The organism is Rossellomorea aquimaris (genome assembly GCF_020171925.1).
In the GTDB taxonomy this organism is placed as follows: Bacteria; Bacillota; Bacilli; order Bacillales; family Bacillaceae_B; genus Rossellomorea; species Rossellomorea aquimaris_F.
In genome coordinates, this window is record NZ_JAIVAR010000001.1 from 703,218 (window position 1) to 727,942 (window position 24,725).

At 42.8% G+C, this 24,725-nt stretch carries 30 protein-coding genes and 1 pseudogene; 2 read left to right on the forward strand and 29 right to left on the reverse strand.

The features are described 5' to 3' along the window. Positions 1 to 72: 72 nt before the first annotated feature. The 20 genes from LCM10_RS03570 to LCM10_RS03670 form a co-directional block, all read right to left on the reverse strand. On the reverse strand, positions 73 to 1,362 hold the full coding sequence (locus LCM10_RS03570; RefSeq protein ID WP_224874782.1) for a sensor histidine kinase: 1,290 nt from the start codon (positions 1,360 to 1,362) through the stop codon (positions 73 to 75). 352 nt (positions 1,363 to 1,714) lie between these two features. Further along, positions 1,715 to 3,430: a phosphotransferase gene (locus tag LCM10_RS20730; RefSeq protein ID WP_318247466.1), complete on the reverse strand. Its 1,716-nt coding sequence runs from the start codon at positions 3,428 to 3,430 to the stop codon at positions 1,715 to 1,717. Positions 3,431 to 3,495: 65 nt separating this feature from the next. Further along, positions 3,496 to 3,957 carry a DinB family protein gene (locus LCM10_RS03585; protein ID WP_224874784.1) on the reverse strand — a complete coding sequence of 154 codons (462 nt, stop codon included), beginning with the start codon at positions 3,955 to 3,957 and terminating at the stop codon, positions 3,496 to 3,498. A 14-nt stretch (positions 3,958 to 3,971) separates the two neighbouring features. Then, the gene (locus LCM10_RS03590) at positions 3,972 to 5,213 is read right to left on the reverse strand and encodes an ATP-binding protein (protein ID WP_224874786.1); all 1,242 of its coding nucleotides are present in this window, start codon (positions 5,211 to 5,213) and stop codon (positions 3,972 to 3,974) included. A 167-nt stretch (positions 5,214 to 5,380) separates the two neighbouring features. Further along, complete coding sequence (locus LCM10_RS03595) at positions 5,381 to 6,283, reverse strand: MBL fold metallo-hydrolase (protein WP_224874788.1); 903 nt, start codon at positions 6,281 to 6,283, stop codon at positions 5,381 to 5,383. Positions 6,284 to 6,316: 33 nt separating this feature from the next. Further along, a complete protein-coding gene (locus LCM10_RS03600; protein WP_224874790.1) occupies positions 6,317 to 6,523 on the reverse strand; it encodes a hypothetical protein in 207 nt (68 codons plus the stop codon). A gap of 15 nt (positions 6,524 to 6,538) precedes the next feature. Continuing rightward, a complete protein-coding gene (locus LCM10_RS03605) occupies positions 6,539 to 6,931 on the reverse strand; it encodes a nucleoside 2-deoxyribosyltransferase (protein ID WP_224874791.1) in 393 nt (130 codons plus the stop codon). Positions 6,932 to 6,990: 59 nt separating this feature from the next. Continuing rightward, positions 6,991 to 7,815 carry a GNAT family N-acetyltransferase gene (locus LCM10_RS03610; protein ID WP_224874793.1) on the reverse strand — a complete coding sequence of 275 codons (825 nt, stop codon included), beginning with the start codon at positions 7,813 to 7,815 and terminating at the stop codon, positions 6,991 to 6,993. 53 nt (positions 7,816 to 7,868) lie between these two features. Beyond that, complete coding sequence (locus LCM10_RS03615) at positions 7,869 to 8,411, reverse strand: GNAT family N-acetyltransferase (protein WP_224874795.1); 543 nt, start codon at positions 8,409 to 8,411, stop codon at positions 7,869 to 7,871. A gap of 78 nt (positions 8,412 to 8,489) precedes the next feature. Then, positions 8,490 to 10,103 carry an oligosaccharide flippase family protein gene (locus LCM10_RS03620; protein WP_224874797.1) on the reverse strand — a complete coding sequence of 538 codons (1,614 nt, stop codon included), beginning with the start codon at positions 10,101 to 10,103 and terminating at the stop codon, positions 8,490 to 8,492. Between the two features lie 201 nt (positions 10,104 to 10,304). Further along, a complete protein-coding gene (locus LCM10_RS03625) occupies positions 10,305 to 10,847 on the reverse strand; it encodes a 2'-5' RNA ligase family protein (protein WP_224874798.1) in 543 nt (180 codons plus the stop codon). A gap of 92 nt (positions 10,848 to 10,939) precedes the next feature. Then, complete coding sequence (locus LCM10_RS03630) at positions 10,940 to 11,230, reverse strand: hypothetical protein (RefSeq protein WP_224874800.1); 291 nt, start codon at positions 11,228 to 11,230, stop codon at positions 10,940 to 10,942. A gap of 418 nt (positions 11,231 to 11,648) precedes the next feature. After that, complete coding sequence (locus LCM10_RS03635) at positions 11,649 to 12,053, reverse strand: YbaN family protein (RefSeq protein ID WP_224874802.1); 405 nt, start codon at positions 12,051 to 12,053, stop codon at positions 11,649 to 11,651. Positions 12,054 to 12,313: 260 nt separating this feature from the next. Next, positions 12,314 to 12,655 carry a GNAT family N-acetyltransferase gene (locus LCM10_RS03640; RefSeq protein WP_412103358.1) on the reverse strand — a complete coding sequence of 114 codons (342 nt, stop codon included), beginning with the start codon at positions 12,653 to 12,655 and terminating at the stop codon, positions 12,314 to 12,316. Positions 12,656 to 12,715: 60 nt separating this feature from the next. Further along, on the reverse strand, positions 12,716 to 13,132 hold the full coding sequence (fosM, locus tag LCM10_RS03645; protein ID WP_224874804.1) for a FosM family fosfomycin resistance protein: 417 nt from the start codon (positions 13,130 to 13,132) through the stop codon (positions 12,716 to 12,718). A gap of 32 nt (positions 13,133 to 13,164) precedes the next feature. Beyond that, entirely contained in the window at positions 13,165 to 13,494 is a 330-nt protein-coding gene (locus tag LCM10_RS03650) for an HIT domain-containing protein (RefSeq protein ID WP_224874806.1), read from the reverse strand. A 259-nt stretch (positions 13,495 to 13,753) separates the two neighbouring features. Next, positions 13,754 to 14,065, reverse strand: coding sequence for a hypothetical protein (locus tag LCM10_RS03655; protein ID WP_224874808.1), 312 nt, complete (start codon positions 14,063 to 14,065; stop codon positions 13,754 to 13,756). Between the two features lie 22 nt (positions 14,066 to 14,087). Beyond that, positions 14,088 to 15,038 (reverse strand): hypothetical protein, encoded by a 951-nt coding sequence (locus tag LCM10_RS03660; protein WP_224874810.1) that lies wholly within the window; start codon positions 15,036 to 15,038, stop codon positions 14,088 to 14,090. 119 nt (positions 15,039 to 15,157) lie between these two features. Next, positions 15,158 to 15,655 carry a hypothetical protein gene (locus LCM10_RS03665; protein ID WP_224874811.1) on the reverse strand — a complete coding sequence of 166 codons (498 nt, stop codon included), beginning with the start codon at positions 15,653 to 15,655 and terminating at the stop codon, positions 15,158 to 15,160. 183 nt (positions 15,656 to 15,838) lie between these two features. Beyond that, positions 15,839 to 17,038, reverse strand: coding sequence for a YhgE/Pip domain-containing protein (locus tag LCM10_RS03670; protein WP_224874813.1), 1,200 nt, complete (start codon positions 17,036 to 17,038; stop codon positions 15,839 to 15,841). Positions 17,039 to 17,207: 169 nt separating this feature from the next. Here LCM10_RS03670 and LCM10_RS20815 point away from each other — a divergent pair. Both LCM10_RS20815 and LCM10_RS20820 read left to right on the forward strand, forming a co-directional pair. Beyond that, positions 17,208 to 17,412: pseudogene (locus tag LCM10_RS20815) on the forward strand (TetR/AcrR family transcriptional regulator); the annotation flags it as partial. A 38-nt stretch (positions 17,413 to 17,450) separates the two neighbouring features. After that, positions 17,451 to 17,825, forward strand: a complete 375-nt coding sequence (locus LCM10_RS20820; RefSeq protein WP_412103375.1) for a TetR-like C-terminal domain-containing protein — start codon at positions 17,451 to 17,453, stop codon at positions 17,823 to 17,825. A gap of 256 nt (positions 17,826 to 18,081) precedes the next feature. Here the strand turns inward: LCM10_RS20820 and LCM10_RS03680 are convergent, their stop codons facing one another. The 9 genes from LCM10_RS03680 to LCM10_RS03720 all read right to left on the reverse strand — a co-directional run bounded on the left by LCM10_RS03680 (position 18,082) and on the right by LCM10_RS03720 (position 24,723). Then, positions 18,082 to 18,639, reverse strand: coding sequence for a GNAT family N-acetyltransferase (locus LCM10_RS03680; protein WP_224874819.1), 558 nt, complete (start codon positions 18,637 to 18,639; stop codon positions 18,082 to 18,084). Between the two features lie 35 nt (positions 18,640 to 18,674). Further along, the gene (locus LCM10_RS03685) at positions 18,675 to 19,703 is read right to left on the reverse strand and encodes a nitronate monooxygenase (RefSeq protein WP_224874820.1); all 1,029 of its coding nucleotides are present in this window, start codon (positions 19,701 to 19,703) and stop codon (positions 18,675 to 18,677) included. A gap of 59 nt (positions 19,704 to 19,762) precedes the next feature. After that, the gene (locus tag LCM10_RS03690) at positions 19,763 to 20,782 is read right to left on the reverse strand and encodes a C45 family autoproteolytic acyltransferase/hydolase (RefSeq protein WP_224874821.1); all 1,020 of its coding nucleotides are present in this window, start codon (positions 20,780 to 20,782) and stop codon (positions 19,763 to 19,765) included. Between the two features lie 34 nt (positions 20,783 to 20,816). After that, positions 20,817 to 21,251 (reverse strand): NUDIX domain-containing protein, encoded by a 435-nt coding sequence (locus tag LCM10_RS03695; protein WP_224874822.1) that lies wholly within the window; start codon positions 21,249 to 21,251, stop codon positions 20,817 to 20,819. Between the two features lie 27 nt (positions 21,252 to 21,278). After that, a complete protein-coding gene (locus LCM10_RS03700) occupies positions 21,279 to 21,641 on the reverse strand; it encodes an ASCH domain-containing protein (protein ID WP_224874823.1) in 363 nt (120 codons plus the stop codon). Then, positions 21,638 to 22,573, reverse strand: a complete 936-nt coding sequence (locus LCM10_RS03705) for an aminoglycoside phosphotransferase family protein (RefSeq protein WP_224874824.1) — start codon at positions 22,571 to 22,573, stop codon at positions 21,638 to 21,640. The genes LCM10_RS03700 and LCM10_RS03705 overlap by 4 nt, the downstream gene beginning before the upstream one ends. 281 nt (positions 22,574 to 22,854) lie before the next feature. Next, positions 22,855 to 23,277, reverse strand: coding sequence for a GNAT family N-acetyltransferase (locus LCM10_RS03710; protein WP_224874825.1), 423 nt, complete (start codon positions 23,275 to 23,277; stop codon positions 22,855 to 22,857). Next, entirely contained in the window at positions 23,274 to 24,221 is a 948-nt protein-coding gene (locus LCM10_RS03715; protein ID WP_224874826.1) for an MBL fold metallo-hydrolase, read from the reverse strand. Before LCM10_RS03715 ends, LCM10_RS03710 begins: the two co-directional genes overlap by 4 nt. Beyond that, the gene (locus LCM10_RS03720; RefSeq protein ID WP_224874827.1) at positions 24,211 to 24,723 is read right to left on the reverse strand and encodes an NUDIX hydrolase; all 513 of its coding nucleotides are present in this window, start codon (positions 24,721 to 24,723) and stop codon (positions 24,211 to 24,213) included. The genes LCM10_RS03715 and LCM10_RS03720 overlap by 11 nt, the downstream gene beginning before the upstream one ends. Between the last annotated feature and the right edge of the window lie 2 nt (positions 24,724 to 24,725).

The following is a 24,725-nucleotide window of genomic DNA, read 5'->3' on the forward strand; positions in this document are numbered from 1 at the left end:
CTTCTAATCCAATTCCTTTCAAACAAATAAAAACAGTCCCATATACCCATTAAAGGTACGTCCCTCTCCGCATTAACGCGCTACTGCAGTGAGGGACGTACCTTCTTGATAGATTGGGAAGGTTAGGATGACGGAGGTTCCTTTGTTTGGTTTGCTTTGGACGTGGATGCTGCCTTTCATTCCTTGAACGATTTGGAAGACGGTCATCATCCCGAGTCCTGTTCCGTGTTTTCCTTTCAGGGAGAAGTAGGGTTCTCCGAGTCGCACGAGCTGTTCTTTTGTCATGCCGATTCCCGAATCGGTGACGACAACCTTCACCTTCTTCTCTTCTATGTAGCTTGTAACCTGTAAAGTACCTCCCTTTTCCATCGCTTCCAACCCGTTTTTCATAATGTTGATCAGTACCTGCTGCAACTTGTTCGGGTCTCCCTTAATACAATGGAAATGTGGGATGTCCACATCCACATGTATCCCCTTTTTGATGGCGAGTGGTGTGATGATCTCCTTTGACCGTTGAATTTCATCCCGAATTTCCACTTCCACTTCAAGCTCAGGGTGCGGCCTGGCAAAGTTCAAGTATTGATTGATGACTTCCGTGGCTCGGTCGATTTCACTGACGGCCACTTTCGAAAGCTCGCTATTGGCTCTGAAATTGGATGGGTCCTCATTGATCAGTTGAAGAAAACCTTTTACGGTTGTCAACGGGTTTCGCACTTCATGGCTCATGCTCGCAGCCAAATGACTGACAACCTGCATCTTCTCGTATTTAATGGCCTCCATCTGAAGATGATAGACGGTTCGAATCAATTCATATAAATAGAATACAAAGAACGTAGACGTCGTTAGGACCGTGGAATAAATAAGAAACGAAAGCATATTTTCAAAATTAAAAATCAACGAGGGTATTCCGAAAGTGAATATAGAATAAACGAATGATAAGGCAGTAAACCAATAGACTCTTGATCTCCAAGGCTTACGATTTAATTTAGGGCGCATGAAATAGACGAGCATCGTACATAAAATCGCCATTACAATGGTTACGACCAGTCCCATCCCAAGCATTGGTGCCCGGAAGGCAATCATCGTCGCGGCTAGTAGCAGTAATACCGAATTTCCTCCGTAGACGCCACCCAATAAAAAAGGGATGAACCGTAAGTCATAAATAAATCCATCTTCAATTTGTACAGACAAGCCCATACTGATGATCATTAAAAATGCACTGATGAAATAGGTATGTATCGATTTATTGTCTAACTTATGTATTTTCCCTTTGGAGAGGAAATGAAAATTCAATAGTAGTATAACGATTAATATGACAAGGAGATTGATCAGTAATCCTGTCAACAGCTCATAATGTCCCATTATTGGTCCTCCATAATACGAAGAATGAATTGTGACAATCTTCTTTCTATATGCATATTATAAAGGAATTTAGCCCTGTTTGGTCACTCAGAAAAAAGTCCCAAGTTTCCTTGAATCTGTCTATAGAAACGAATGGAATCTTCTTCTAAATACTATAAAAACCCTCTATTTCCCCATTCATTTCAACCGAATTTTCTTAAATACTTCCATTTCACCCGATTGAATACCCCTATAAGGGACTACCATTGATTCAATGTTGTACTCCAAGTCTTTGTCAACCATCCGAACTTGGGAAAATTCCAAGGTACGTCCCGCCGCACTTTAACGCGTTAACGAACAGCGGGACGTACCTTTAGTTCTTGGCTTTGTTCCAAGCGGATGCGAATGCTGAGAGCGATTGGTATCTTTCAGTTCTATTTTGACTGACTGCTTTGGACGCTACTTTATATAATCCTTCGCTCATTCGCCACTTCTCACATGAGCGATCTGTTTCTCCTCCGAACAGTGCAAAGGCGGTGGCTCCCATTACGTACACATTGGTTATTTCATCGATTGGTGCACCCTTTGTGAATTCTTCCGGAGACATGAATCGGGACGAGCCCCACATCCGGCCCATCGTATTTGTATAGGGAGCTTTCGAGTAGAGATCGATATCACAAATCAACGTCTTCTCCAGATGAAAATCGTACAATATGCTACTGTCGTAAAAGTCGATGGCCACATAGCCCTGCTCAATCACGAACTGATGGAAGGCAAGGATATCGTTGAACACCTCAAGTCTTGACACATCCGGCAACTTCATGAATCGTTCCCTCGACAGAGGATACATCCTTCCCATGCATTCAGCGTCCGTCCATTCAAAAATGGCAGCGAACCCTCTGTTGACTTCATCTGCATCGACCAATCGAACCAAATGTTCGTGAGCCAATTCGCGATAAACCTTAACGGCACCTTTGAGATTGTCAACCGCTTCCTCAGGCTCACCCACAAATCGTACGGTCCTGCTTCCGGCAAATTTGATGAAAAGTCTTTCTTCCCCTTTCTTCACCCCAAAGCAAATATTCCCGGAATCCTGATCATCAAAAACCTTGAACACTTCACCATAATTCCTGATGAACGAAAAGTCATATGGAGATTTTAATTTAAAAGGAATGCCATCAATCGTTTGATAATAGAAATCTTCCACATACCAAGAGGGAACAGGATTCTTCATCCCATCATACCACCCCAGAACTTCCTTCGCCTGGCGCTTCATCACATTCACTTCCTCTTCTCCATACGACATTGCCCACGGAATGGATGACAGCATGTTGCTGCTAATATAAAAAGCCAACAACATAAAGAATTTTTCAGGTGGCCTCCCGCCAAAATACCCGTCGAGCTGACCGCTCGCAAAATGTGGACTTACACCTGCACTCCACACAATCCGATTGAATTCTTCCCACGGATCGCCGTGATCATACCGGTTGAAATCGATGACGGAAAGAGTCCCACTTTCAGAGATGACCATATTGCCAACATGATAATCGCCATGATGAATCGATTGTGGCCTTCCTTTTAAAAGGCCCCTGTTTTCTTCAAGGTATTGAATGATGCCTTCCCCACCTTCAATTTCTATGCCACATTCACGATAGTTCTTGATTTTACTATCTGCTTTACGGTTAAACCGTACTTCCCACTCTTCTTGGTCAGCCGGTGCTTGAGTAGAGTGGATGTCACGGAGGATCCTCCCTGATTTCAGACCGAGTTCATATTGCTCCGCTTCGGATAATTGTGGTAACACCAGTGCGGCATCTTCCCCTTCGCACCAAGTAAAGAGGGTGAATACATTTTCACCATTATTACAAAAGCCCATTTCAATCGGCTTCGACATAGGGATTCCCTGTTGAGACAAGCTTTTCATCAGGTCAAACTCAATCTTCTTCTTTTCATACTGAGACCGATCGGCTACTCGTAGCAGCAGTTTCTCACCCGTGTCTGTTTCTATATAATACTTCTTATCCTCCGACCACCCTTTGTGGATCGGTTCTATTTTGACAAAGGTCCTATCCGTTTTAATGTTTAGCATTAAGTTATCCCCCAATATCCCAATTAAAAATAGGATACTCCCAAGAGCATCCAGATAAAAGATTCTTATTTAAACAACAAATCAGAAGGAACCGGTCTTTCACCCATTTCCCTCGCCCAGACGGATAATTGGCCAATGTGGTGGACTTCGTGGGTAATGATGTGATGAAGTACTTTCCGATATGTGAATTCATACACAGTCCCTTTTCTTGTTTTGTAGTGAAACAGTTCATCTAACCGAGGATTTTCTAACGATTCCAGGAATCCAATTGTATCGGCTTGGACTGTTTCAGAAAAATTCACGAGTTCAGACATCGTTTGGATCCCACCTACTTCTTTGATCCGCTCCGGTGTACCATTCAGCTGCGAGATCCAAATTTGTTCACAATCGGCGACATGCACCAAATTCCTGAATATGCTTCCCATGCCGCCCGTCCTCTCACGGAACAATTCCTTATCGGGCACGTGAGAACACCAGTCAAACCACTCCCGCCGGACAGTCCAATTATATGTAAATAATTCTCTCATATGTCGTCCCCTCTCTATAAATGCTTCGGCAACTCGATCGTAAACATCGTGCCTTCATTCAATTGACTTTCCACCCTGATCTCACCTTTCATCCGTTTGATGATCTCAAAGCTAACCGTCAATCCGAGTCCAGTGCCTTTTTCTTTAGTGGAATAATACGGCCGGCCCAGCATTTTAAGCTGTTGGTCCGAAATACCGGGTCCATTATCCTTAATACGGACGATAATGGAGCCATCCTTGTTCCCGGTCGCAGAAACGGTGATTTCCCCGTTTTCATTTATGGCTTCGATCGCATTTTTCACAATATTGATCAAGACCTGCTTGATTTCAAAGCTCAGCCCCTTGATCTTCAAATCCTTCTGAACATCGGTCTGGATTTTGATGCTGTTCATGACCGCATATCCTGCCATCACATCGACAGACTCGTGAATGGTGTCGGTCAAACTGAACACTTCAAACTCCCCACTTTGCGGCTTCGCAAGCGAGAGGTATTGATTGATCACTTCCTGGGCACGATCGAGCTCTCCAATGGAAATCTGGATGAATGATTTCTGTTCTTTTGATAAGCTTTCCCCTTGCAGAAGCTGCATGAAGCCCCGGACTGTCGTCATCGGATTCCGGATTTCATGCGCAACGGAAGCTGCCAGCTGACTTACGACATTGAATTTCTCCGCTTTGATCAGCTCTCTCTTCGTCCTGATCTGTTCTAATTGATTTTCAATCAGATAGATGACGAGTAACAGGGTGACCCAAATTACCATGGTCGAACCAATCATGAAGGGGAGCTGAGCCACTTCATTTTTCCCGAGTAAAAAAATCCCCCTGGTCACAGGGATGAACAGGTAAAAAAGGGAAATCAATAGAAGTTTATTTCGCCATTTACATCGCCTATACAATTTGGCAACAGGGATCAACAATAAACAATAAATCGTGTAATTCACGATGAGATGAAGAAAGACATGGTCGGTGAACAGACCAATCAAGAGCATCGAGGCGAAAGTAGCAACCCCCACTCCCAATCCGCCGTAAAGAAAGGCGATGATGATGGGAATCACCTTGAAATCATACACATATCCGCTTGCGTATATTAACGGGAACATCATCGTAGATAGTAGAACGACAAGATTCACCACATACAGATTCACGTTGAATGTTTTCGTATCGTACTCTGCTTCACGTGTAAACATTTGCGAAAGCAGAACGGTAAATAAAATAAATACTACATGCAGCACTAAATGATGGACGGTCTCTAACATGGAAAATCTCCTTTAGGACAAATGCAGGATATTTTTATCATCACTGTAAAACTTCGACATTGTTAGCCAATATCCTTTCAATTTTTGTCAAAATGCATGATAGGGTATAAAAAAAAGCTAACATGGCTCTCCACTCCATGTATAGCTCTCCAGACTTCCTTTCTCGATCAACGTTCAAATTCCCTGAGCACTTTTATGTTCTTTAAAAAGAATTCAGATGAAGTCCATGCCTTATAAGCATGGGGTATCACCAATTCATCCAGCTCCCGGTCTTGTTTGGCTATGACGAGAATTTCTTCAAAATATTGAATCAGTTTTGTCAGATCATCCTTTGTCCCTACCGAACCATGCCCCGGGATGACGGTATCAATGTCGAGATTTTCAACCTGTATGAGTATAGCGTGCCAGTCATAAATGTTCGATTCCTCAAGAATGGTCGGATGGCAGTCGACGAATAGTAGATCCCCCATGAATAGTACTCGCTCCTCCGGAATGTACATCATCGCATCACAAACAGAATGACCTCCCCCCAGTGTGAAGAGTCGTGCATGACAATTTGTGCCGTGGAATTTTAGTTCGCCTTTAAATGTTTGATTAGGCAGCACAAGCTCCAATGTTGGTAATGACTTCTCAATCTCGCGCAAAAAGGTGATCTGGTTCGTATTCACCCCTTCTTGCTTTTTGCTTAATGATTCAATATAATCCGTTAAGCCTTGAAGGTCGTCTCTCTGCTTTTTTATTCTGGAAGGATGGTTCTCCTGCATCGTTGTAAAAGTGTTCTCACTTGAAATGATGGTACTGCCTTTAAACGTTTGGTTCCCCCTGATGTGATCCCCATGCCAATGACTGTTCACAACCCATTTCACCGGTAGGTTTGTCACGGCTTCGGCCACATGCTTCAAATCCTCCGAGGCCTGTTGGGTATTAAATGTATCAAACACGAGGACAGCGTTCCCCAGTTGAACAAAACCGGCATTTGCGACTGAACCGCTCCCCTCTTTCGCAATCGCTGCATACACATTCTCGCTGATTTTCTCTAGGGTGAAATGGTTACTTGAAAAACTACTCATCTCTTCATCACTCCCTATCAAATTCAACCCTACTTATCTTCCAAAAAAACTTGGTACTTCTATACCTAAGTCAAACAATACACTCATGATAAAAAAGAAAAACAGTATCAACATCGAAACGCCTACCACCACTGTCCATGCACGAGGACTACGTTGTGCACGGTGTTTATACCTTCGGCTACGATAAAGTGCCTGCACTTTTCTCAGTTTTTGCTTTTTTTCTTGATGATCAGGGTTCATTGGTTTCACTCCCTTTTAGTTGGTGCCGGTAACCACGCTCTCAATCAACTCATCGATGGACCCTATGCATTTCACGACTTCCGGTACATGGTAAAAGGTCGTTGTCGTTTCAAATTGATTTATTCTTTCATCTGGGGAGTGGAGATAAATGGTCTTCCCGAACCCAAGAGCAATGCCAAATTCAATATGGCTCCCCTTTCCTGCCGGAAGAAGCACGATGACGACATCCGCTTCCATGACAGCCTTACGCTCTTGCTGCCCGATCTTTTCCAACTCTTCCATCGTTGCAGCCCGTTCATTGATCGTCCAATCGTATGTATGAACGAAGCCCTTTTGCGTCAGCTGGTCCCTGACATAGCGGACAGCTTCTTTATTTGAAAAACTCGATGCGATGTAGAATGATTTCATTGGTTCAGACTCCTTGGGGCGGTTTAGATGTGTGTAGTGCCCTTTTGAAAGGAACAAAGCTACAAAAATTTACGGTAGACATGAGTGTGATGCAATGGCTTAAAACCTACAGAAGTATACAGCTTTTCTGCATCTTCATTTCCCTCTACATAGCAAATTCGAATTTCTTTACACCCTTCTTTAAGCAATTTGTTCAGGGCGAATTGGAGAGCCTTACGCCCATAACCTTTTCCCTGGTGCGAAGGCGCAACCATCAGGTTATCGACTTCCCCATCTCCTGTAGTGACAGATGCGATGATTTCCCCCTCATGAACAACCAAATAAACACGATCTTTATTATGTAATTTGTACTTTCGCACGATATGCTCCGTTGCCACATAAGGCTTAATATCATTTTTTACATGTAAGTCATAATAGCAATCCTGAACAACTGACAGGAACTTTTCAAAATACTGTTCTTCAAATTTAATAAACTCTATATTCGGATCGGGAAACGGACCTCCTGTAAAGATTAATTCCGAAGAACCCCACCAACGTACGAATCCCATTTTTTCAGTAAAAATAATAGACTGTTCAGATTCAAGATATACGCTTACAAAGTCAGGATCGTCTCTTGTCAAAAGAGCTTCCATCTCATTATATAGAATTGTCCCAATCCCTTTTAACCGGTACTTGGGATCAACGACTACATTCAACTGAGCAATGCTCTCTTCGCCCTCGTCATCGATCGAATAGTAGGAAATCCCCTTGATGCCTTCTTGGTCGTAGAATACGAAAAACTGTTTGGAGTTAATTATTGTGTCCAAGAGGTGATCACCTAACCCTGCATTAGATAAGAGTGCACGAACGTCGGTCATATCATCCTCTTTAAAGGAACGTATCATCAACTCATCTCCTTTTGAAACTAGATTTCGGATTGGCTAGTAGACTTTATTCTTTAAGACAAGTTGGTATTTTTGCCCCTCCACTCACTTTCAAACACACTCATTTCCCACATACTCCAATACACGTCTCCCAGTTTCCTGGCGTCCTTCAGGTATCGCTCTTTGGTGAATCCTGCTTTCTCATAGCAGGCGATGGCTGATGCATTGAAATCGAACACCCCGAGGTTGACCCTGTATAAGTGAAGGTCTTCAAAAGCGATTTGAAGAATTCCCTTGATTATTTTCCCTCCGATTCCCCGCCCTCTTGTATCCTTATCGCCGACCAGCACCTTGCCGATTCTCGCCGTCCGGTTTTTACGGTCAATCATTCCCAGAGAGATGTGACCAATCGTGTTCCCGGTCTCTTCCTCTATCACTTTGTATACCAACCTCTCGGCCCCAGCATGGTTCGTCCCTTCAAGGTACTGATGAAGCTGGCGTCTGTCCAATGGATATTCAAACCCTGGACCTCCCCACTGTAGTAAAAACGAAGCGGAATCAATCCAGTCGATCAGTTGCTTAAAATCTGAGCGTTCAAAGTATTCTAGTCTTATCATCGGGATCACTCCTGTTGGTTGAGAGGACGTTCGGTTGTCCCTTTTTAATTCTATGGTTTTGAATAATGAAAGAATGAATTATTGATCACTACCTCTTCGTATCTTCAGCATTTCCTTCCCCACACGTAGCCTCATTCCAATCCCTAAGTATAAGACAGCCCCCGTGAAGACGGATTGGATCGTTATCACTAGTGAACGTGAATACATGCTTAACGAATCCGGCAGCCAATTTCCGGATAGTGAACTCACAATCCATACAACAACAGTCATCAGCGCAGCCAATAAGACGATTTCACTCAGTGGTTTGAATAACTGTCTCAGTTTGTATTGGATGGCCTTTTTGATCACCATCACGTTAAATAAAATCGATACCGTGAAGCCGGCATATGTAGCCAAAATCGGGCCGATTTCTTCAAAATAGGGTGCCAATCCCACATTCAAAACAATTTTCAAAAGAACGCCAAGAGTAAGACCGACGATCAGTTTCCTTTGCCTATTGATCCCTTGGAGGATGGCAGCCGTAACGGTAAAAAGCGCAAAGACAACGGCGGCCAGTGAATACCATTGGAGGATTTTGCCCCCTAATGCAGGACTATTTCCCAGTCCGAATACAACCGTGTAAACCTGTTTTCCCAGGACACACAAACCTAAAGCTGCCGGTAAGGTAAAGAACATCAAAAGGATAATTGTCTGGGTGATCTTTGTATGGACATCCTTCATTCGGCCGCTTGTGTAGGCGGATGTGATACCCGGAATCAGGGACATCCCAAAGGCCGTAGCCAATGAGACGGGAACCATGACGAGAATTTGAGCAAGACCAATGACTGAATTGACATTTTCTGCATCGGCCAACCGATAACCGATCGATTGAAAGGTCCGATTGATCGTGAACGTATCGATATTCTGATAAATCGGGATGGCCAAGCCCGCCAGCACAAACGGAATGGCATACCCGATCAGCTCTTTGAACATTGAGCGGACATGGAGATCTTCATTATTCGGGCTTCGATCCCTTTGCTGCCTGATTAAATTCCTCCGTTTATAAAAGACGATCAACAAAACAGCAAACCCAGCAATCCCACCCACAAATGCAGCAAACACCGCAAGCCCGACGGCATCTCTAAGCGTGCTGTGCAGTATGTGAATGGCGACATATACACCTACCAGGATGAAAAGAATCCTTACGACCTGCTCGACTACCGTGCTCATTGCGGATGGTCCCATCGATTGACTTCCCTGGAAGTATCCCCGAAAGATACTCATCGCCGGGATGATCAACAAGGCAAAACTGACAAGCCGTATTACAAACTGTACATCCTCTCGTGAATTTCCTGTTGGATCATTCGGGTCAATAACGAACCCTGCCAGGAGTGGAGCAAATGAATACAATGCTAGGAATGAAAGGATGCCGCTTCCAATCATCAAATACATCCCATATCGTAATAGAGTCAACCCCAACCGATAGTTTCCTAGTTCATTATATTTCGACACGACCTTTGATACTGCAAGCGGAAGACCAATCGTGGAAATGCTCAACAAAATGGTATAAGGGCTGTAAGCATATTTATATAAGATGTACCCTTTTGTCCCGACCAGAGCAGTAAACGGTATGATATAGATGAAGCCTAGTACTTTCGAAATCAGGGTCGCTGCGGTTAGGAAGAACGTTCCCCTTATGAATGAATTGTTCACTGGAGCACCTCGGTATCTTTATTAGCACCTTCATCTTAACATATATATCCAGAATTGGTGGAAAAGATTTCAAATGGGGGTTTGTATGATGTGTATGATAAAAATAAAAAGCTTAGAGGGAGTTTTCTCTAAGCTTAATTAGTAAGTAGTTAACCTTATTCGGTAGAGTTTTTAATTTGTGATATCTATCATTCTATTTCGTCATTCCCCTAAGAAAATGTCCAAATACTTAATGTACCTCTGCTCTTCAATGTTCAATTCATACACTCTAATAAAATTCACATCAAACTCCGGATATGGCGTTAATTCTACTTCAGCAGCCTTCTCCATTTCTCTCAGTTCAGATTTTGTCAGACCAGAAGAAATGCTCCCGCCATACGCTTCTTTACCGAGAGTCAAGTGAGGCACGAAAGCGTCAAGTTCAAAATACTGTTGTATGGAGTCTTCTGACGGTGCCACTGCTTGCACGATTTTCTGATGCAATTGATGAATATCAGCCGAATTGACGCTCAAATACAAGATGTTATCCCCGAAGTATTTCGGCTTATCCAGTGACAATCTGAATGGCTTGAAATCACTGCACACCTTTTTTATCTTGTCGAGCCACGCCAAATCCGATGCTAGTCCCCCTTGCGCTTTCAAGGTGATATGGGGTTCGACCCCTGATCGGGGGATCCATCTGCTTTGGAACTGCTCAATGTGGTCCAATTCTCTTTGTGGCGGTACGATTCCGATAAAGTACATCTGTTTTCTCTCCTCTTTGACTTTGGGAACCTGTGATTAGTCCGTTACCCCTTGTCCGATATAGTCATATGTAAACGGGTCTGCGTACACGATCATGTTGCCACTTCGCGTTGGGAAATCAACGGCATAAACTTCTTTACCGGCATAGGGGTGTGTCTTCCCTTCCAATGTAAAGGCAAGCATTCTTTTAAGAATACTTTATGTATGTTCGCACTTTCCCACGTTCCATGGATCCGCTCTTTGTCTGCTCCCGTTAATTGGTTCCACACTGACTCTTTCAAGTTATTACGTTTAACGCTTTTTTGAATGTTTGCTTCTTGCGGTTGGCTTGAGCATGCAGTTAGATTAAGTAATAGCGCGGCCGCGATCAGCATTTTTTTCATGTATAACCACCTCCACTTTTACTGTATTAGTCGCTTTGGGGAGGATGAGGTTACATCTATTTGTCTATTGTAACAAAAAATTCCATTCTATTGGTTTTTTGTTTGGAAATTGAATAGGGGATCCGATTTTTTAATGAAAATAGTAGACTTGGAGGTTCGAAGGGTTCGTAACGTGGTTTTTTCATGTTGAAATGAGTGTCTTATCACGTTTGGAGAGGACCGACAATGAATTTATGCTCCAATTTAGAGGTTTATGCTCCTAACTGAGAAAATATGCTCCAATTTTGAAATTTATGCTCCATTCTCAGGATTTATGCTCCAATTTCCCAATATATGCTCTTATTAGAATCATTCTAATTTCACACACTTCTATCTTTATAAAAAAACCCCCGCATGCCACTTTGCGGGGTTTTCAGTATTACCCTTTCCCTTTCAATTCCGACTCAGAAGGAAGGGTCTCTATTTTTCTAATAAAGTAGTAATGTTTATAAAGTGCAAGTAAGATGAGGATAATTCGTACGAAAAGAATATCAACATAAAGCACGGATAACAGAATGAAGAAATCAGCTGTTACGTTGATCCTGATTTTCTCCTTTTTGGTCATGCCTTTCTTTTCAAGGAAAGTGACAACATATTTATTGTATATAGTCGTGTTCTTGAACCAGGCATCGATCCGCTTTGAGCTTTTAGCGAAGCAGTAGGCAGAGAGCAAATAGAATGGACCGCCCGGTAAGACAGGCAATACAGTCCCGGCTATTCCGAAGAGGAGCGCGATGAACCCGATGATCATGAATAGGATGCTTTTAAGTTTTTGAATCGTCATGGTTGATTTCCCCTATGTCACAATTTTGGCTGAAAATATTCCCCATTTACAGAAAGTGTTTGAATGGGAACTAAGAACATGCACGTACTTCCCCCATCATATCCCACATTCGGTATCCACGCTACTAGAGTCCCCTATTTCCCATGCATTGGTTATAGCACCATAACATGTGTGGAATGAGGATGATCAAGGTCCTCCGTAAATCCAATCGACTTATAGAAGCGACTTCCCTGTTCTGTGTCTGTATGGAGAACAAGTATTCAATAGTGCTTTTCAGCTTCCTTTAAGATCCTTCTCACCAAAAGTCTACCTAAACCAGATCGACGAAACTCTCTACTAACATAAAACCTTCTCAGTCTGCCTACATTGTCTTCTTCTGAATACGGGTCTGTATTCAATCCGCCGATTGCAACCAGCTTATCTTCTTCATGAAATATTCCGAATAGACATTCACCAGGAAGGCTGAACGTGTTGACGGCGCTTTCGTAGTCATCAACCAATCGTTCGATGAAGCGGAAACCTTCTTGTTTGCTTTCTTTCAGTAGCTGGGATAAATCTACATCGAAGAGGTTTGTAATTTGGTTTATTTCACATGTTTTCATAAATCTCTCCACTATTTATGTATTTACTAATAATTGAATTTGGTAGAACGTTTTACAAGCTTACTCAAAAAACTCCATATGCGTTTTCTCTTGCCGATAATACTCCAAACGATCTTGAAGAGTACCTGTATGGAATTCGAATTTGTGGCCATCGGGGTCGGTAAAATAAATGGACTTTTTATCTCTCTCATCTCTCGGGCGACCTGGCAGGATATGCACATTTAATTTTGTTAGCTTGTCGTGCATTTGATCAAAATCGTCGATGGAAAAAGCAACATGGGTGTAAGATTGATGGATTTCGTTACGTGGGATTTCCTTCTCCTCATTCAAGGCAAACCACATTCCGTTAACATCAAGGTAAGCCGTTTTCCTGCCCTTCACTAATAATGTCGCCTCAAACACGTCTTTATAAAATGAGATCGATTCCTCCAGATCAGAGACAGAAAACAGGAAATGATTAAGTCCTTTTATGGTCATGGTGTCACCTCACTTTCGTTTTGGTGTTTATTTCATCCAAACGGCTTCCCAGAAACGATATGCCAATGCAAATGCTTCGAATCTTGATACTCCCCAATGTTTGTAATCACACGGCATGCACCGTGCTCTTCGGTAACCATGGCGGCTATTTTCCTGATCACGCCTAATAATTCTAGCAGCAGCTCATTGTCATGGTCCTTGAGTGCAATTAATGAGGGAATATGTTTTTTCGGTATCGCTACAATATGTACAGGATAGAATGGACGTGTATGGTGATAAGCCAATACGTTATCTGTTTCAAGTACTTTATTTACTTCTGTGTTGCCACTTAGTACTTCATCACAATAGAAATCGTTTGTCATTTTGTCATCTCCATTCTTAATATGTCCGTTTCGGTAGTTTCGAATTTTACAATCAATTTATACCAATGCATCAATATAGTGATCAAGGGACATAAATCATTTGTTTATTACACACCCTACTTGTCTTCATACTTATACGCCCCAAACTAGATCTCATTTTACCCCTTCTTCCTATTTCGTTTCCTCAGCACAACAAGCAAACAAGTCAGTCCACCCATAAACGTAGAGAATATCGCGATAAATACAGCATTACTCAAGATCATTCCCCCTTTGTTATGTTCCTGTCATGAATAAATTCTTTCATCGCTTCAAGCAAGTTTTCCTCTTGATCTGGAGTGATGGTAAAGGCTTTGTCAAATAAGGCAATCAAGAAGCCTTTCCTTTCTTGAAAGTTTTCTTCACTCTGAACGATTCGTTCCTGCTCATATACTTTTTTAATGATTTCCGTTTTTCGTTCTTCTTTTAACTGGTTCCAGTCCTCTACGAGTAATTGATCGTCAGGTGTTTGGGGCACTTCATTGGTTGAACACCCCATCATGGCTACCATGATCAGGAAGATTGTTAGATTCATTTTTAAAATGAAACATCACTCCTTACTCCTCAATCAATCCAATCAACTGAGCGATTTCTTCATCATCCCCCCGTTTGATGTAAACGAGCTCAATGTTCTCCAATAACTCTTCCATTTCCTCCTCGACTTTGTCTTTGTCGATATCCTCTGGTGGTGGCGATCCACCGTACCATCTCAACGGAACGTTGTATATGTTAATACTGCCGTCGCCGTTCCCGCTATAGGTGACGGAGCCATCTACCAGGCGGGATCCCGATAATTGGATCACATCTTCTGGATAGACAGTCCTGCTGCCATTCTTGGTGTCGAGCGCGGTTCCGGCCGGAATGTGGCGCACATACAAGCCGTCGATGTCCTGATTCGGGCCAAGCTGCCTCCAAACGCGGGCGTATTCAATCTGTTTGGCCGTAAAGGGTGAAAGGGTGTTTTCATGTTTGCTCTTCCCTGCTTTGAGATCGCTATTTTCATAGTCTTGTCTCAGTACCACGGTGAATTCTCCATCGTACGATACCCAACTGACGGAATCGATATGACGCTCCTTGTCTGTCAATTCATTCATTATTAATTCGGCCTTTTCGAACATTTCATGTGTTCTTTCATCTTCATCAGGGGAAACCTTCGAACCGCTTTTCAAGATTTCATTGATTTCTTTTCCATATGTTTTTGTATCCGGAAGGATCTTAACGGTATATTCGGTCCTCTCGGTTTGCTTGTTCATCCATTCCTTCACTTCATAGTGAGTATGCTCGATGGCATAATGTTGGTTCAAGTAGTCCTTCATTTCCACGTAGGCTGAGACGTCCGCTTCTTCATCTTGATTGTGCTGTACCCCATCATCATCTTCCTTATGGTCAGCCATCTCCGTTTCCCCTCCATTGCTTGAAACAGATACATCCGGTTCAGCCACAGGTTCTTTTGCGCATGCCCCTAGGAAAAAGACGGCCAACACAGCAACAGCTGTATGCTTCTTCATTGTATTCACTTCCTTGTATGTAATGACGAAAAACCATTCACTTCCAATTATTTCAAATCTGACCTGATTGAGCAAGGGGTATCTTCCATAAAAAAACAGGCTTAGGGGCGTATAAACCCCTAAGCCTGACTTTCCAACCATCTCTTCACTTTTTTGTCCATTTCCTTTTGTAATTCTCCTAAATTCCCAGCATCTCTCTCTGCAAATTTCAAGTATCGTCTGGGAAACATTTTCTTCAGAGAAGGCTGATACCGGCTGCCGTCTTCCGGTTCAATGTATTCGATGACCGAATATTCGTCGTTGTTTTTACTCATTCGAATGACAAGAGGCATTGAATGCCCTGATTGGGTTTCCGTACCGGTTGCTCTGTTAAAACCACCATAATAAGACCACATGTAAACGCTGATGGTCCCTTGAGTTTCACTCGTACCATATACCCTATGTACTTCAAATTGCTTTTCAGTCGGAGCAAATGCATCCTCATTTTTTTCAAGAATATAGTCGGAAATAGCCGCATCCATCGCTTCAGTTATCTGCTCATCTCCATCTTTAAGATTCTGTTCATTGCAACCGGTTAAAAACCAAACTGCAAGTAATAAAATCAATAAGTTCTTCAAACGAATCGATCCTCCTGAAATAGTGATATCTGGATGCTCTGAACAATGATAGGATTTCTTCACTTATCATACCATATTTTCCTATCATTCTTCCTATATTTTCTAATTATCACGGATAATCAACAGATGTTTCGATCAACATAAAAAGCAGTGGAAGATATCCCACTGCTCTGTTCTTGTTCTCTAAACTTCCTCTGCTATGACCGACCCTTTGTTTTTAACCTCATTATCCTGCTTCCGTTTGAGTCCCGTAGCGAGGATGACAGTCACACTTACGGCACCGATCCACACGAGATTCGATAGGATTTCCCAAGACAGTCCTTCCCCGAAGAAGAACAGTTTCCTAAGCCCTTCCACCATGAATCGCATCGGCAGCCATGAATAGACCCACTCCCTATAAAATGACGATAGCATTTCCGGTGCCATTGCGAGTAATGGGGCACCGAAGAACAACAGCAGGGCAAAGACGGCAATCCCTCGGATCCCTAGTACCGAGAGAACGGCCGAAATCATGAGGAAAAAACAGAATGATGTCAGCCACAGAAACATGGCCGTATCGAAGAAATGAGGAATCGATAAGCCGACCATCCAGTTTACAATCGATGTTAAACCGAAACCAATGACAAATGTTACGACGGCACCTACCCCGATTTGCCCTGCTTTTGTAAGGACTTTCTCTCTTCTCCTTGTGACCGGTACTTTACTTATTGCGATTGTAAGGATGGCTGCACTTGCCATGCTGGCAATCCATAGTGGCTGAAATAAGGTAACAGGGGCATTCCCATTCGCACTGTTCGTTCCGATTTCATTGACGTATATAACGTTTTTGTTGATCGGGGATGAGATGAGAGATGCCTGTTCAGGTGTAAGCATGGTCCCACTAGCTTTGAAGCCCTCCAATAGCTGTGCCCGGACTGTATTGTTCATCTGATCGACGATTCCATTCAACATTTGTCCCGCCATATTGGCTGCTGCTGGGTTCATTCCCTGATTGATGTATAGTTGAATATCGGAAGAAGATGGCGTTGCGGTTCGAAGTGACGCTTGCTTGGCGCTAAAATCTTCCGGAATGACCAGTGCAGCGTAATATTGTTGATCATCCAATCCCTGTTGGACGGCTTTGACTGAATCGACTTCCACCCATTTGATTGCCGGGTCTTCGCCCTGTGTGGTCTTTGATTGTTTTTTGACCATTTCGACCATGCTGCTGCCAACATTGAGTTTCGTCTGATCAGTAATTTCCGTACCTTGGTCTTGATTGACGATCGCAATCGGTAAATTCTTCGGCTGTGGTTGTACAGATGGGAATAATGTTAATGAAAAAATGAAGACGATGGCCAATGCGATGATGGGCGACAGAAGTACTAATTTGTTCTTAAACATCGTTTGCTCCTCCTTACAGATGGGTTATAATAATGAACAACGTGTTGTTTATTATAGTTCACATTATATAGTGGGGACGAGCTCCCACTCAATGATCAAAAACATCAGAACTGTCGTTTATTGAACATCTTTAATCATTATGTACGTTAAAAGTGAAGGAGGAATTAACATGCGTTCGTTGGAGACTGATTTACGCGTCATCAGGACGAGAGAATCCATTCGTGAAGCGTTGGTTGATTTAATAGAAGAAAAAGGATTCGACGCGATCAAAGTGAAGGATCTAACCACTAGGGCAAAGATCAATCGCGGTACATTTTATGCCCATTATCAAGATAAATATGACTTGATGAATAAATGTCAGGAGGAAGTGATCAATGAAATGGCGGGGATCGTGAAGGAAAATTACCCTGACATGATCGAAAGCTTAGAAAACAGTTCCACTACGCTCAAGCCATTTAAGACGGCTATTTTACTTTTCGAATACCTGAACCAAAACAGCCGTTTCATGCAGGCGGTCCTTGGACCGTATGGTGACCTCGCCTTCCAGACGAGGCTAAAGAACTTCATGTGGAACACCATTTACGAAAAGCACTCAGATACATTGATCAAAGAAGAAAAGCTCCTCGTTCCCGGTGAATATCTCGCTTCTTATATCTCCTCAGCCCATCTTGGGGTCATTCAGCAATGGCTGAACAGCGGGAGAAAAGAATCGCCGGAAGAAATGGGCAGGATCTTATCCACCATCACGATGAACGGTCCATTTTATGCAGCAGGCATAAAAAATTGACAGGGTCGCTACATACAGCCTTGTTACTTCAAGACAAAAGTCAACCTAAATAGATGAGACGGCGCCAGGTCCTGTTGCAGAATCTGACGCCGTCCTTTTTTAAAACTAAATCCGGCCAAAATCAGCCCACCCACACCTCACTATCATCTGCCATGGTTTGCAGCTCGAGCTCGATCTTAAGCATGCTTGCGTGAAAACCATCGCATACCGCGTGGATCTTCTTGGAGGACCTTTCCATTCACTCCCCAAAAAATAATTAGATGTCCCTGTACCACAGCAATTTCACTTCATCCTCCACAAGCGGATCATTATAACCATGGGCGTCTACGGTTCCCAAGACGAACCCCATTTTAGAATAAAAAGTACACGCGGGCACGTTCACATTTTGAGTTTCAACCAATAAGGTTCCGTAGCCTCTTTCAACAGACCACTGAACCACCGCTTCAATTAATTCTTCACCAACTCCCCTACCCCGCGCATTTGGGTGGACCCGTAAATCCCATAATATAGATGTATTTCCCTTGAACCCTTCCATTTCGGGAGCGACCGCAGCCGCACCGATGTACTGATCATCCTCTACTGCGATAAATAGTCCCCATGTCTCCAAGTCAAATTGTTTCGGCCAGCTTTTGGGATGACAGTCCGGTAAAAGGTCATAGTCCTTTACATAAGATGTACATGGTATTTTAACCAATTGTAGTCCTCCCAGCCCGTTGCCGACAGGGGCAACATGGAGCTTATCTTTTACTTCGAATGCGATCGAAATGGTTGCGTAATCACTAAGCTTTGATTGGTCGATTTGTAAGATGTTCATCGTATGATTTGCCTCCCTTCCTAGTATTCAATAGCTTACTCTTCCTCCAACAAATCTCTAATCAATTCCCGGACAGTCATCTCTTTTTTCAAAGAATCCACACCTTCTCCTGCCCACAATGACATGTGGGAAGGGTCGCTGTTATTTGCAGCCTCCTGCCGCATCGGTTTGGTCAATGTATTCAGGTAAGGATACGGAAGGGTTTCCTCCTCAAGATCCACATGATCCTCCATCCAATCATTCACAATGCCCCTCGCTTCTTTTCCGGAAAAAACTTTCGTCAATCGGGTGTGGTTTCCGGTGGCTGACAAAATCTGTTGTTTATGAACAGGGTGAGCACTGCTTTCTTCACAAATCAGAAACGCGGTTCCGATCTGCACGCATTGTGCCCCTTGTTCAAGTGCCGTCTGAACTCGTCTCCGATCGGATATTCCGCCTGCCGCAATAACAGGAATAGAGATATGCTCGACCGTTTTTGAGAGAAGCGGCATCAAGGCAACCGGTTCAGTAGAAGGCAGAAACGCCCCCTGATGTCCCCCCGCTTCAGCTCCCTGAAGGATCACTGCATCCATTCCCCGCTGCTCCATCAGAACCGCTTCTTCCACTGAACATGCCGTTCCAAGTAGGTAGCAGCCTGCTGCTTTCAACGTATTCACCGCATCTTCAGGTGGAAGGTCAAAAGTGAATGAACAAACGTTCACACGATGCTTCACAAGCAAGGCTACCTTGCTATAAAAGTCTTTCCACTCCTCTTCCATGGTGGGAAACGGCTTTGCTTTATCTGCAAAAGGGACGATCTCTTTCCATTTTTGAATCTTCTGTTCTGAAGGAACTTCTTCTTTCTTGGGGACAAAGAGATTCACTTGAAACGCACGGTCAGTCAAATGCGTCATCTCGATCAGCTGTTCCTCGAGCATCTCAGGCGTCAGATAGCCGGATGCCAGACTGCCGAGCCCCCCTTCCTTACTAACAGCAGCTGCAAGTGTCGGGGTCGTCGCACCACCTGCCATCGGAGCTTGAATAATTGGTTTGCTCAATGAGAGTATTTTCATTAGATTGTTCATCCTACACCCCTCAATTGTTCACATAATAATAGTATGGTATTTATAAACGAGAGAACATTTTATCTATTCTCTATTTTACCTTCTAGTATGACGTCTCTTATTCCATTTCCCCTCACCCATTCTTTAAAATCCACCTCGAACAGTTGTTCACTTTGAGCGATTGCCGTCAATACTATTCCATTTTTGAAAGAGTATGAAAAAGTGTGAAGGGTTCCAAATAATTCATCATAATTACGATAAAAAAGTGGTGAATATTTGGAAGAGAATTTTTCGAATAAATCATACTGTGACAATCCAACTTTCATTAAATCTTGCATATACTGATCCCTTGTCACTGAACTATCAATTGATTGCCTATTTTTATGAACATGCATTTCATGTTGAAAGTGATTTGTACAGGATAACGAATCTACTTGATCTCTTATCAGGATTTTTTCTGGACTCGTCTCAACGACTGCTAGATTTCCTTTTGGGTCACCCATAGAAAAATTATAAGAAGCTGAGTGTGGAATCTCTTTTAACAATGAAATGGCTTCATTAACCGTTGAACAGGTATCAAGAATCATTCTGATTGTAGTCCACGCAGACATACCTTTCGCGTGTTCATTGTTATTTACAAAGTGGAGTCCTACCACAAGTCCATGTTCATTGACCCCATCATGCCTTCCAATACCTTGAAGGTTATAACCTGCTGAAGCATACGAAGAAGTGGACTGTGTCAATGTAAATAAACCATCGTAAAAGAGCGGTGAAAAGTCGTAATTTCTCACGTAGTATTCGTTAGTAATCAATGCCGAACATCCCATAGCTTCGACTCTTGGTAAATCATAACCACTAAATAACGATGCGGTTCTATTTAATGAGATTCCAATACTTTCTGACAACCCCTCTAACTCATCTAACAAATGTGGAGAATATGCTGTGAAAATTGACTTCATGTTTTCATAATCGATTTCAGGTTTTGTGATTGATTTTAATGATGCTAAAATGGGATTGTTCTTATAATGGGTACCTATCTTCAACCCATTCTCAAATGAATTTCCCCTGGTCTGAACCACTTTCACTTTAAAATTTGACATGTTATCCACCTCTATCATGTTTCCTTACTAATAGTCAATTTCCCAACGCTTTACTGACTGCCCAATCATGATGCTCATGAAATAGTAGCTGTTTTGCATCCATAATCGCGACCCACACTGGACATTGATTCGCTTCCAATGGTTCTTGTACTTTATGTAGTAATCTACCTTCATAAAAATAACCATCACTCAACAATGGCTCATTATTAGAAGAGAAAAAGGTTCTCTGTGAATGGCCAATATAATTCTTTACGGAAAGCAAATACCCAGTTTCTTCAAGCATCTCCCTTTGGATGCACTCATAATGCGTTTCACCTTCTTCTAAACCACCACCTGGCAAAAAGTGATTCCCTAACCGATCACGGACAGTCAAAAGTTCGTCCGTTTCATGATTAAGGATGACACCATAAACGCCTTTTCTCGTCCTGTATTCGACACCTTCCCTTTTTTCACCAAACACTTTAATCATTAGGATCACATGCCTTTTCTTTCCACGTTATTCGCAAGTCTTAACTTCTTCTGGGAGTTTGACCCAGATAACTGCCCCGAGCGGATGTGTGTACGGAATCGGTTCATGGTAAATGATCGGCTTTTCGAACACCCAGGCGTATGTTTTTTTATAAGGTAATTCTGTAGATGCTTCGCTATCAACGCAGTGAAATTCCCGTCTGTGTTGATAATCTGATAGGGACAATTCCTTGCAATCAGTAAGGTTGACCTCGCCAACTATCATGCCAGATCCACTTTTTATCAGTGCGATCCTACCACGAGTTTTTGTGTTGGAACCTCTGATCTCCCAGGTCTTCTTTCCTTCCAAAATAAGATCGATCCATGGTGATTTTATGAGTAATCCTTTCATATAGCATCTCCTTTACCATTTGCTACCCTTTCAATTTCTGCTACCTTAAATCTGATCATCTTTTTTATGTTTTCTTCATTGGTGTGACCTTGCAGAAACTTCTCAATTTCCCAGGCCAGCATCATGGAGGTATGGTCGATGTAAAGGTAAGTGAAATCTTGGTTGTAATCTTTGTCTGAAAACGAGAGGGCATGTTTTTTTGCGATCGTTCTATAGGAATCTCTTACAAACTGAATCAAATCCCTATCATAAAGATCTTGGCACAAAATCGTGATGTCCCTCAACGGGGATCCGCTTGCAGCCCACTCCCAATCAATGAACCAAATCTGCCCATTCTGATAAAAGATGTTCTCGAGGTGGGGATCTCCGTGGGTGATGACGTGTGGACAACGAGTTTTGTAATGTTCTATATTAAGCTTTCTATATGCATTGGTAATGGTTTTAGCCCAACTAGTATCGGCCCACTGATGTTCAGAACATAACCGGTCTAATTGGTCAAGACACCATTCCAACCACTCCGAGCTCATTTCATGTGTGGGTAAATCACTAATGCTCCCGTTGTGATCATCAGTATGTAAAGCTGCCAATCTTTCTAAAATATTTGATAAGAGATCTTTTTTGGCTTGATTGTCTAAAAGGTTGAAGTCTTTTTTTACAGGTGCTTTCAGGTCGCTCATCAAAATGGCTTCAGGGGCTGTATCCCAAATGTCCACCACTTTACTTAGAGGATACAGAATGGGATGCAGTTTAGAAAAAATAAAGATTTCGTTGTTACGACTGGAGGCGAATTCTTTATAGATTAACCTTTGTTCCCGGCCATTTTCATCAAGGACAGTTATTCGACAGATTTGTCCTGCGTGTGCGCCGGTTATGATCTCTTTTTTTAGTAGGGTCATATTCTTTTCGTGCAATCTGTGCTTTAGATTAGTCAAATCACCAACTCCTTGAAAAGTACTCAACACATGGATGAATTGAGCACAATTGACCCGAATTAACTCGTTTTACAATGTTCTACTGTAGGGGTCATACCGTTCTTCTGATGATAAAATAGTGAAGGATTCACGCAACATTGCGATATTCCGTTCCACATTTCAAGATCACATTCCCCCATGCCTAAAATGCGTGCCAAATCATGCACTTCCATTCCACTTTCACGAAATGCATGCCACTTATCGAAAAATCTTATTTATACGAATAAAAATCTGATTACCACTCAGTATTCTTCTATCGTTTTCCTATACCCATTAAACGCCCTGAATCGGTTTTCTTCATAAAATGACCGCGATGTTGAGGAAGCCAACATGTCGATTCTCGTTTTTGGATAAAGATGATGAACATAGTTCAGGAGCTCTGTCCCGACGCCCAGTCCACGGTAACGTTTGTTGACCAACAATTCCGTGATGTAGGTCGTCACATGTTCATCGGTTAATCCCCTTATGTATGCAACAAGCGTTTCCCCATCACAAACGAGCAAGCTTAGGTTTGAATGCAACCATGCATTCTTCGTGCTATCCTTTTTCTTTACAAGATTGTTCCATTCCTCTTCAACGTTCAATTGATGAACCTTTTCAAAATCAGCTTCTTCAAATTCTCGGATGTCAAAAGTCGTTCCGTTTTTCACAGACAATGCCTTCATGTGTTTTCCTCCTTGGACAAAAAGTCATATACACTGGACAGGTTGGCATCAATGCCTTTTACACCTTTCCACTCTTTATAAATGTCAGGTGCAATGAATTCAGCAATCAGTTCGTCCAGTGATTGATTTCTTCTCTGCGCCCCCTGGACGCTCTGCATGATCATCAATAGATAGTCAGCTAGGTCATCAATCATGCCCATGCCTCCTACGTTCCCATGTCCTGGAACGAGCGTATGAACGGGCATCGTTCTCACTTCTTTCAATATCGATAAAAACGCTTCAGGGTTGTGAATCGGTACATGCAACTTTTCCGTCAAGAGATCACCCATAAAGACGATTCCATCTTGTGGCAGGTACATAAATGTATCACTCGGTGTATGACCGCCGCCCAAGCAATGCAGCTCCACAATTCTCTCTGAACCTCTGATCACCAATTTTTTATCAAACAGGACGGTTGCCAACGTTTGTTTCAAGGATCGCAAGTCTTCGTACACGTTTGTCATTTCATGATACTGATTCAGTAAACTTTCCTTACGAATCGATTCTTTAGTTCGTGGAATCTGATTCTTCAGTGCAAGAAGATACTGCTGCATATCCAGGTCTTCTTGCTCTAAATCTCCAATCTTATTATGTTCTTCGCTTAGTTCTCTAGTAAGTGGAGTGGAAATGATCGTCGCGTTCTGAAATGCCTGATTTCCGAAGACGTGGTCTCCATGATAATGACTGTTCGCAAGGTACTTCACCGTTTTCCCTGTCATTTCTTCGGCCTGTCTCCTAAGTTTAATTCCGGCAGATGGGGTACTGTGCGAATCAAACACAAGTAACTCTTCCCCTAAGTCAACAATTCCTGCATTGCTCCATGCGCCTTGTCCCGGTTTTGCGATGGATGCATATACCCCATCACATAAACGATGCAAGCTGAAAAATGGTGTATCAATTGTCATCCAGTCTACCCCCTGTGTGGTTGAGCGCATCATCCAGAATGTCTTGGTACAGCTCGTTCCATGCTTTATAGTAAACCTCTACTTCACTTGGTTTTATGAAGGTCCTTTCAAGGGACTCATACCCGGCTTTGAACTCATGTAACTCTTTGATGTCCATGTGGTAGAATGCTTGATAGCCTACAATCGGATAAGGGCCGCTACGATCCCAGTTCGGGTTTTCATGATGATCGACGGTGATATGTCCCAATAGCCTGCAGTCCCCTGTCACATACCCCTCTTCAAACGCTTCACGCTTCAAACATTCTTCAGCGGTTTCTCCGTCCTCGATGTGGCCTCCAGGAAAATCCCATCCTCTATGATCAAGATTGACCAATAATAACCTTTCATCCTTGAAGCAAAATCCATGAACACTTGTGATCAGTTCTCTCGGTGGGAGTGTTTCTGCACGAGTCCACGTTAATTTCACTTTTGACTTTCCCCAGTTTACGTATTTGGTTGTCATAT

Bases quoted from the DNA above. Each gene is read 5' to 3' on its own strand.
- LCM10_RS03570 (WP_224874782.1), bottom strand. From the start codon at position 1,362: ATGGGACATTATGAGCTGTTGACAGGATTACTGATCAATCTCCTTGTC.
- LCM10_RS20730 (WP_318247466.1), bottom strand. From the start codon at position 3,430: ATGCTAAACATTAAAACGGATAGGACCTTTGTCAAAATAGAACCGATC.
- LCM10_RS03585 (WP_224874784.1), bottom strand. From the start codon at position 3,957: ATGAGAGAATTATTTACATATAATTGGACTGTCCGGCGGGAGTGGTTT.
- LCM10_RS03590 (WP_224874786.1), bottom strand. From the start codon at position 5,213: ATGTTAGAGACCGTCCATCATTTAGTGCTGCATGTAGTATTTATTTTA.
- LCM10_RS03595 (WP_224874788.1), bottom strand. From the start codon at position 6,283: ATGAGTAGTTTTTCAAGTAACCATTTCACCCTAGAGAAAATCAGCGAG.
- LCM10_RS03600 (WP_224874790.1), bottom strand. From the start codon at position 6,523: ATGAACCCTGATCATCAAGAAAAAAAGCAAAAACTGAGAAAAGTGCAG.
- LCM10_RS03605 (WP_224874791.1), bottom strand. From the start codon at position 6,931: ATGAAATCATTCTACATCGCATCGAGTTTTTCAAATAAAGAAGCTGTC.
- LCM10_RS03610 (WP_224874793.1), bottom strand. From the start codon at position 7,815: ATGATACGTTCCTTTAAAGAGGATGATATGACCGACGTTCGTGCACTC.
- LCM10_RS03615 (WP_224874795.1), bottom strand. From the start codon at position 8,411: ATGATAAGACTAGAATACTTTGAACGCTCAGATTTTAAGCAACTGATC.
- LCM10_RS03625 (WP_224874798.1), bottom strand. From the start codon at position 10,847: ATGTACTTTATCGGAATCGTACCGCCACAAAGAGAATTGGACCACATT.
- LCM10_RS03630 (WP_224874800.1), bottom strand. From the start codon at position 11,230: ATGAAAAAAATGCTGATCGCGGCCGCGCTATTACTTAATCTAACTGCA.
- LCM10_RS03635 (WP_224874802.1), bottom strand. From the start codon at position 12,053: ATGACGATTCAAAAACTTAAAAGCATCCTATTCATGATCATCGGGTTC.
- LCM10_RS03640 (WP_412103358.1), bottom strand. From the start codon at position 12,655: ATGAAAACATGTGAAATAAACCAAATTACAAACCTCTTCGATGTAGAT.
- fosM (WP_224874804.1), bottom strand. From the start codon at position 13,132: ATGACCATAAAAGGACTTAATCATTTCCTGTTTTCTGTCTCTGATCTG.
- LCM10_RS03650 (WP_224874806.1), bottom strand. From the start codon at position 13,494: ATGACAAACGATTTCTATTGTGATGAAGTACTAAGTGGCAACACAGAA.
- LCM10_RS03655 (WP_224874808.1), bottom strand. From the start codon at position 14,065: ATGAATCTAACAATCTTCCTGATCATGGTAGCCATGATGGGGTGTTCA.
- LCM10_RS03660 (WP_224874810.1), bottom strand. From the start codon at position 15,038: ATGAAGAAGCATACAGCTGTTGCTGTGTTGGCCGTCTTTTTCCTAGGG.
- LCM10_RS03670 (WP_224874813.1), bottom strand. From the start codon at position 17,038: ATGTTTAAGAACAAATTAGTACTTCTGTCGCCCATCATCGCATTGGCC.
- LCM10_RS20820 (WP_412103375.1), top strand. From the start codon at position 17,451: ATGATCGAAAGCTTAGAAAACAGTTCCACTACGCTCAAGCCATTTAAG.
- LCM10_RS03680 (WP_224874819.1), bottom strand. From the start codon at position 18,639: ATGAACATCTTACAAATCGACCAATCAAAGCTTAGTGATTACGCAACC.
- LCM10_RS03685 (WP_224874820.1), bottom strand. From the start codon at position 19,703: ATGAACAATCTAATGAAAATACTCTCATTGAGCAAACCAATTATTCAA.
- LCM10_RS03690 (WP_224874821.1), bottom strand. From the start codon at position 20,782: ATGTCAAATTTTAAAGTGAAAGTGGTTCAGACCAGGGGAAATTCATTT.
- LCM10_RS03695 (WP_224874822.1), bottom strand. From the start codon at position 21,251: ATGATTAAAGTGTTTGGTGAAAAAAGGGAAGGTGTCGAATACAGGACG.
- LCM10_RS03700 (WP_224874823.1), bottom strand. From the start codon at position 21,641: ATGAAAGGATTACTCATAAAATCACCATGGATCGATCTTATTTTGGAA.
- LCM10_RS03710 (WP_224874825.1), bottom strand. From the start codon at position 23,277: ATGAAGGCATTGTCTGTGAAAAACGGAACGACTTTTGACATCCGAGAA.
- LCM10_RS03715 (WP_224874826.1), bottom strand. From the start codon at position 24,221: ATGACAATTGATACACCATTTTTCAGCTTGCATCGTTTATGTGATGGG.
- LCM10_RS03720 (WP_224874827.1), bottom strand. From the start codon at position 24,723: ATGACAACCAAATACGTAAACTGGGGAAAGTCAAAAGTGAAATTAACG.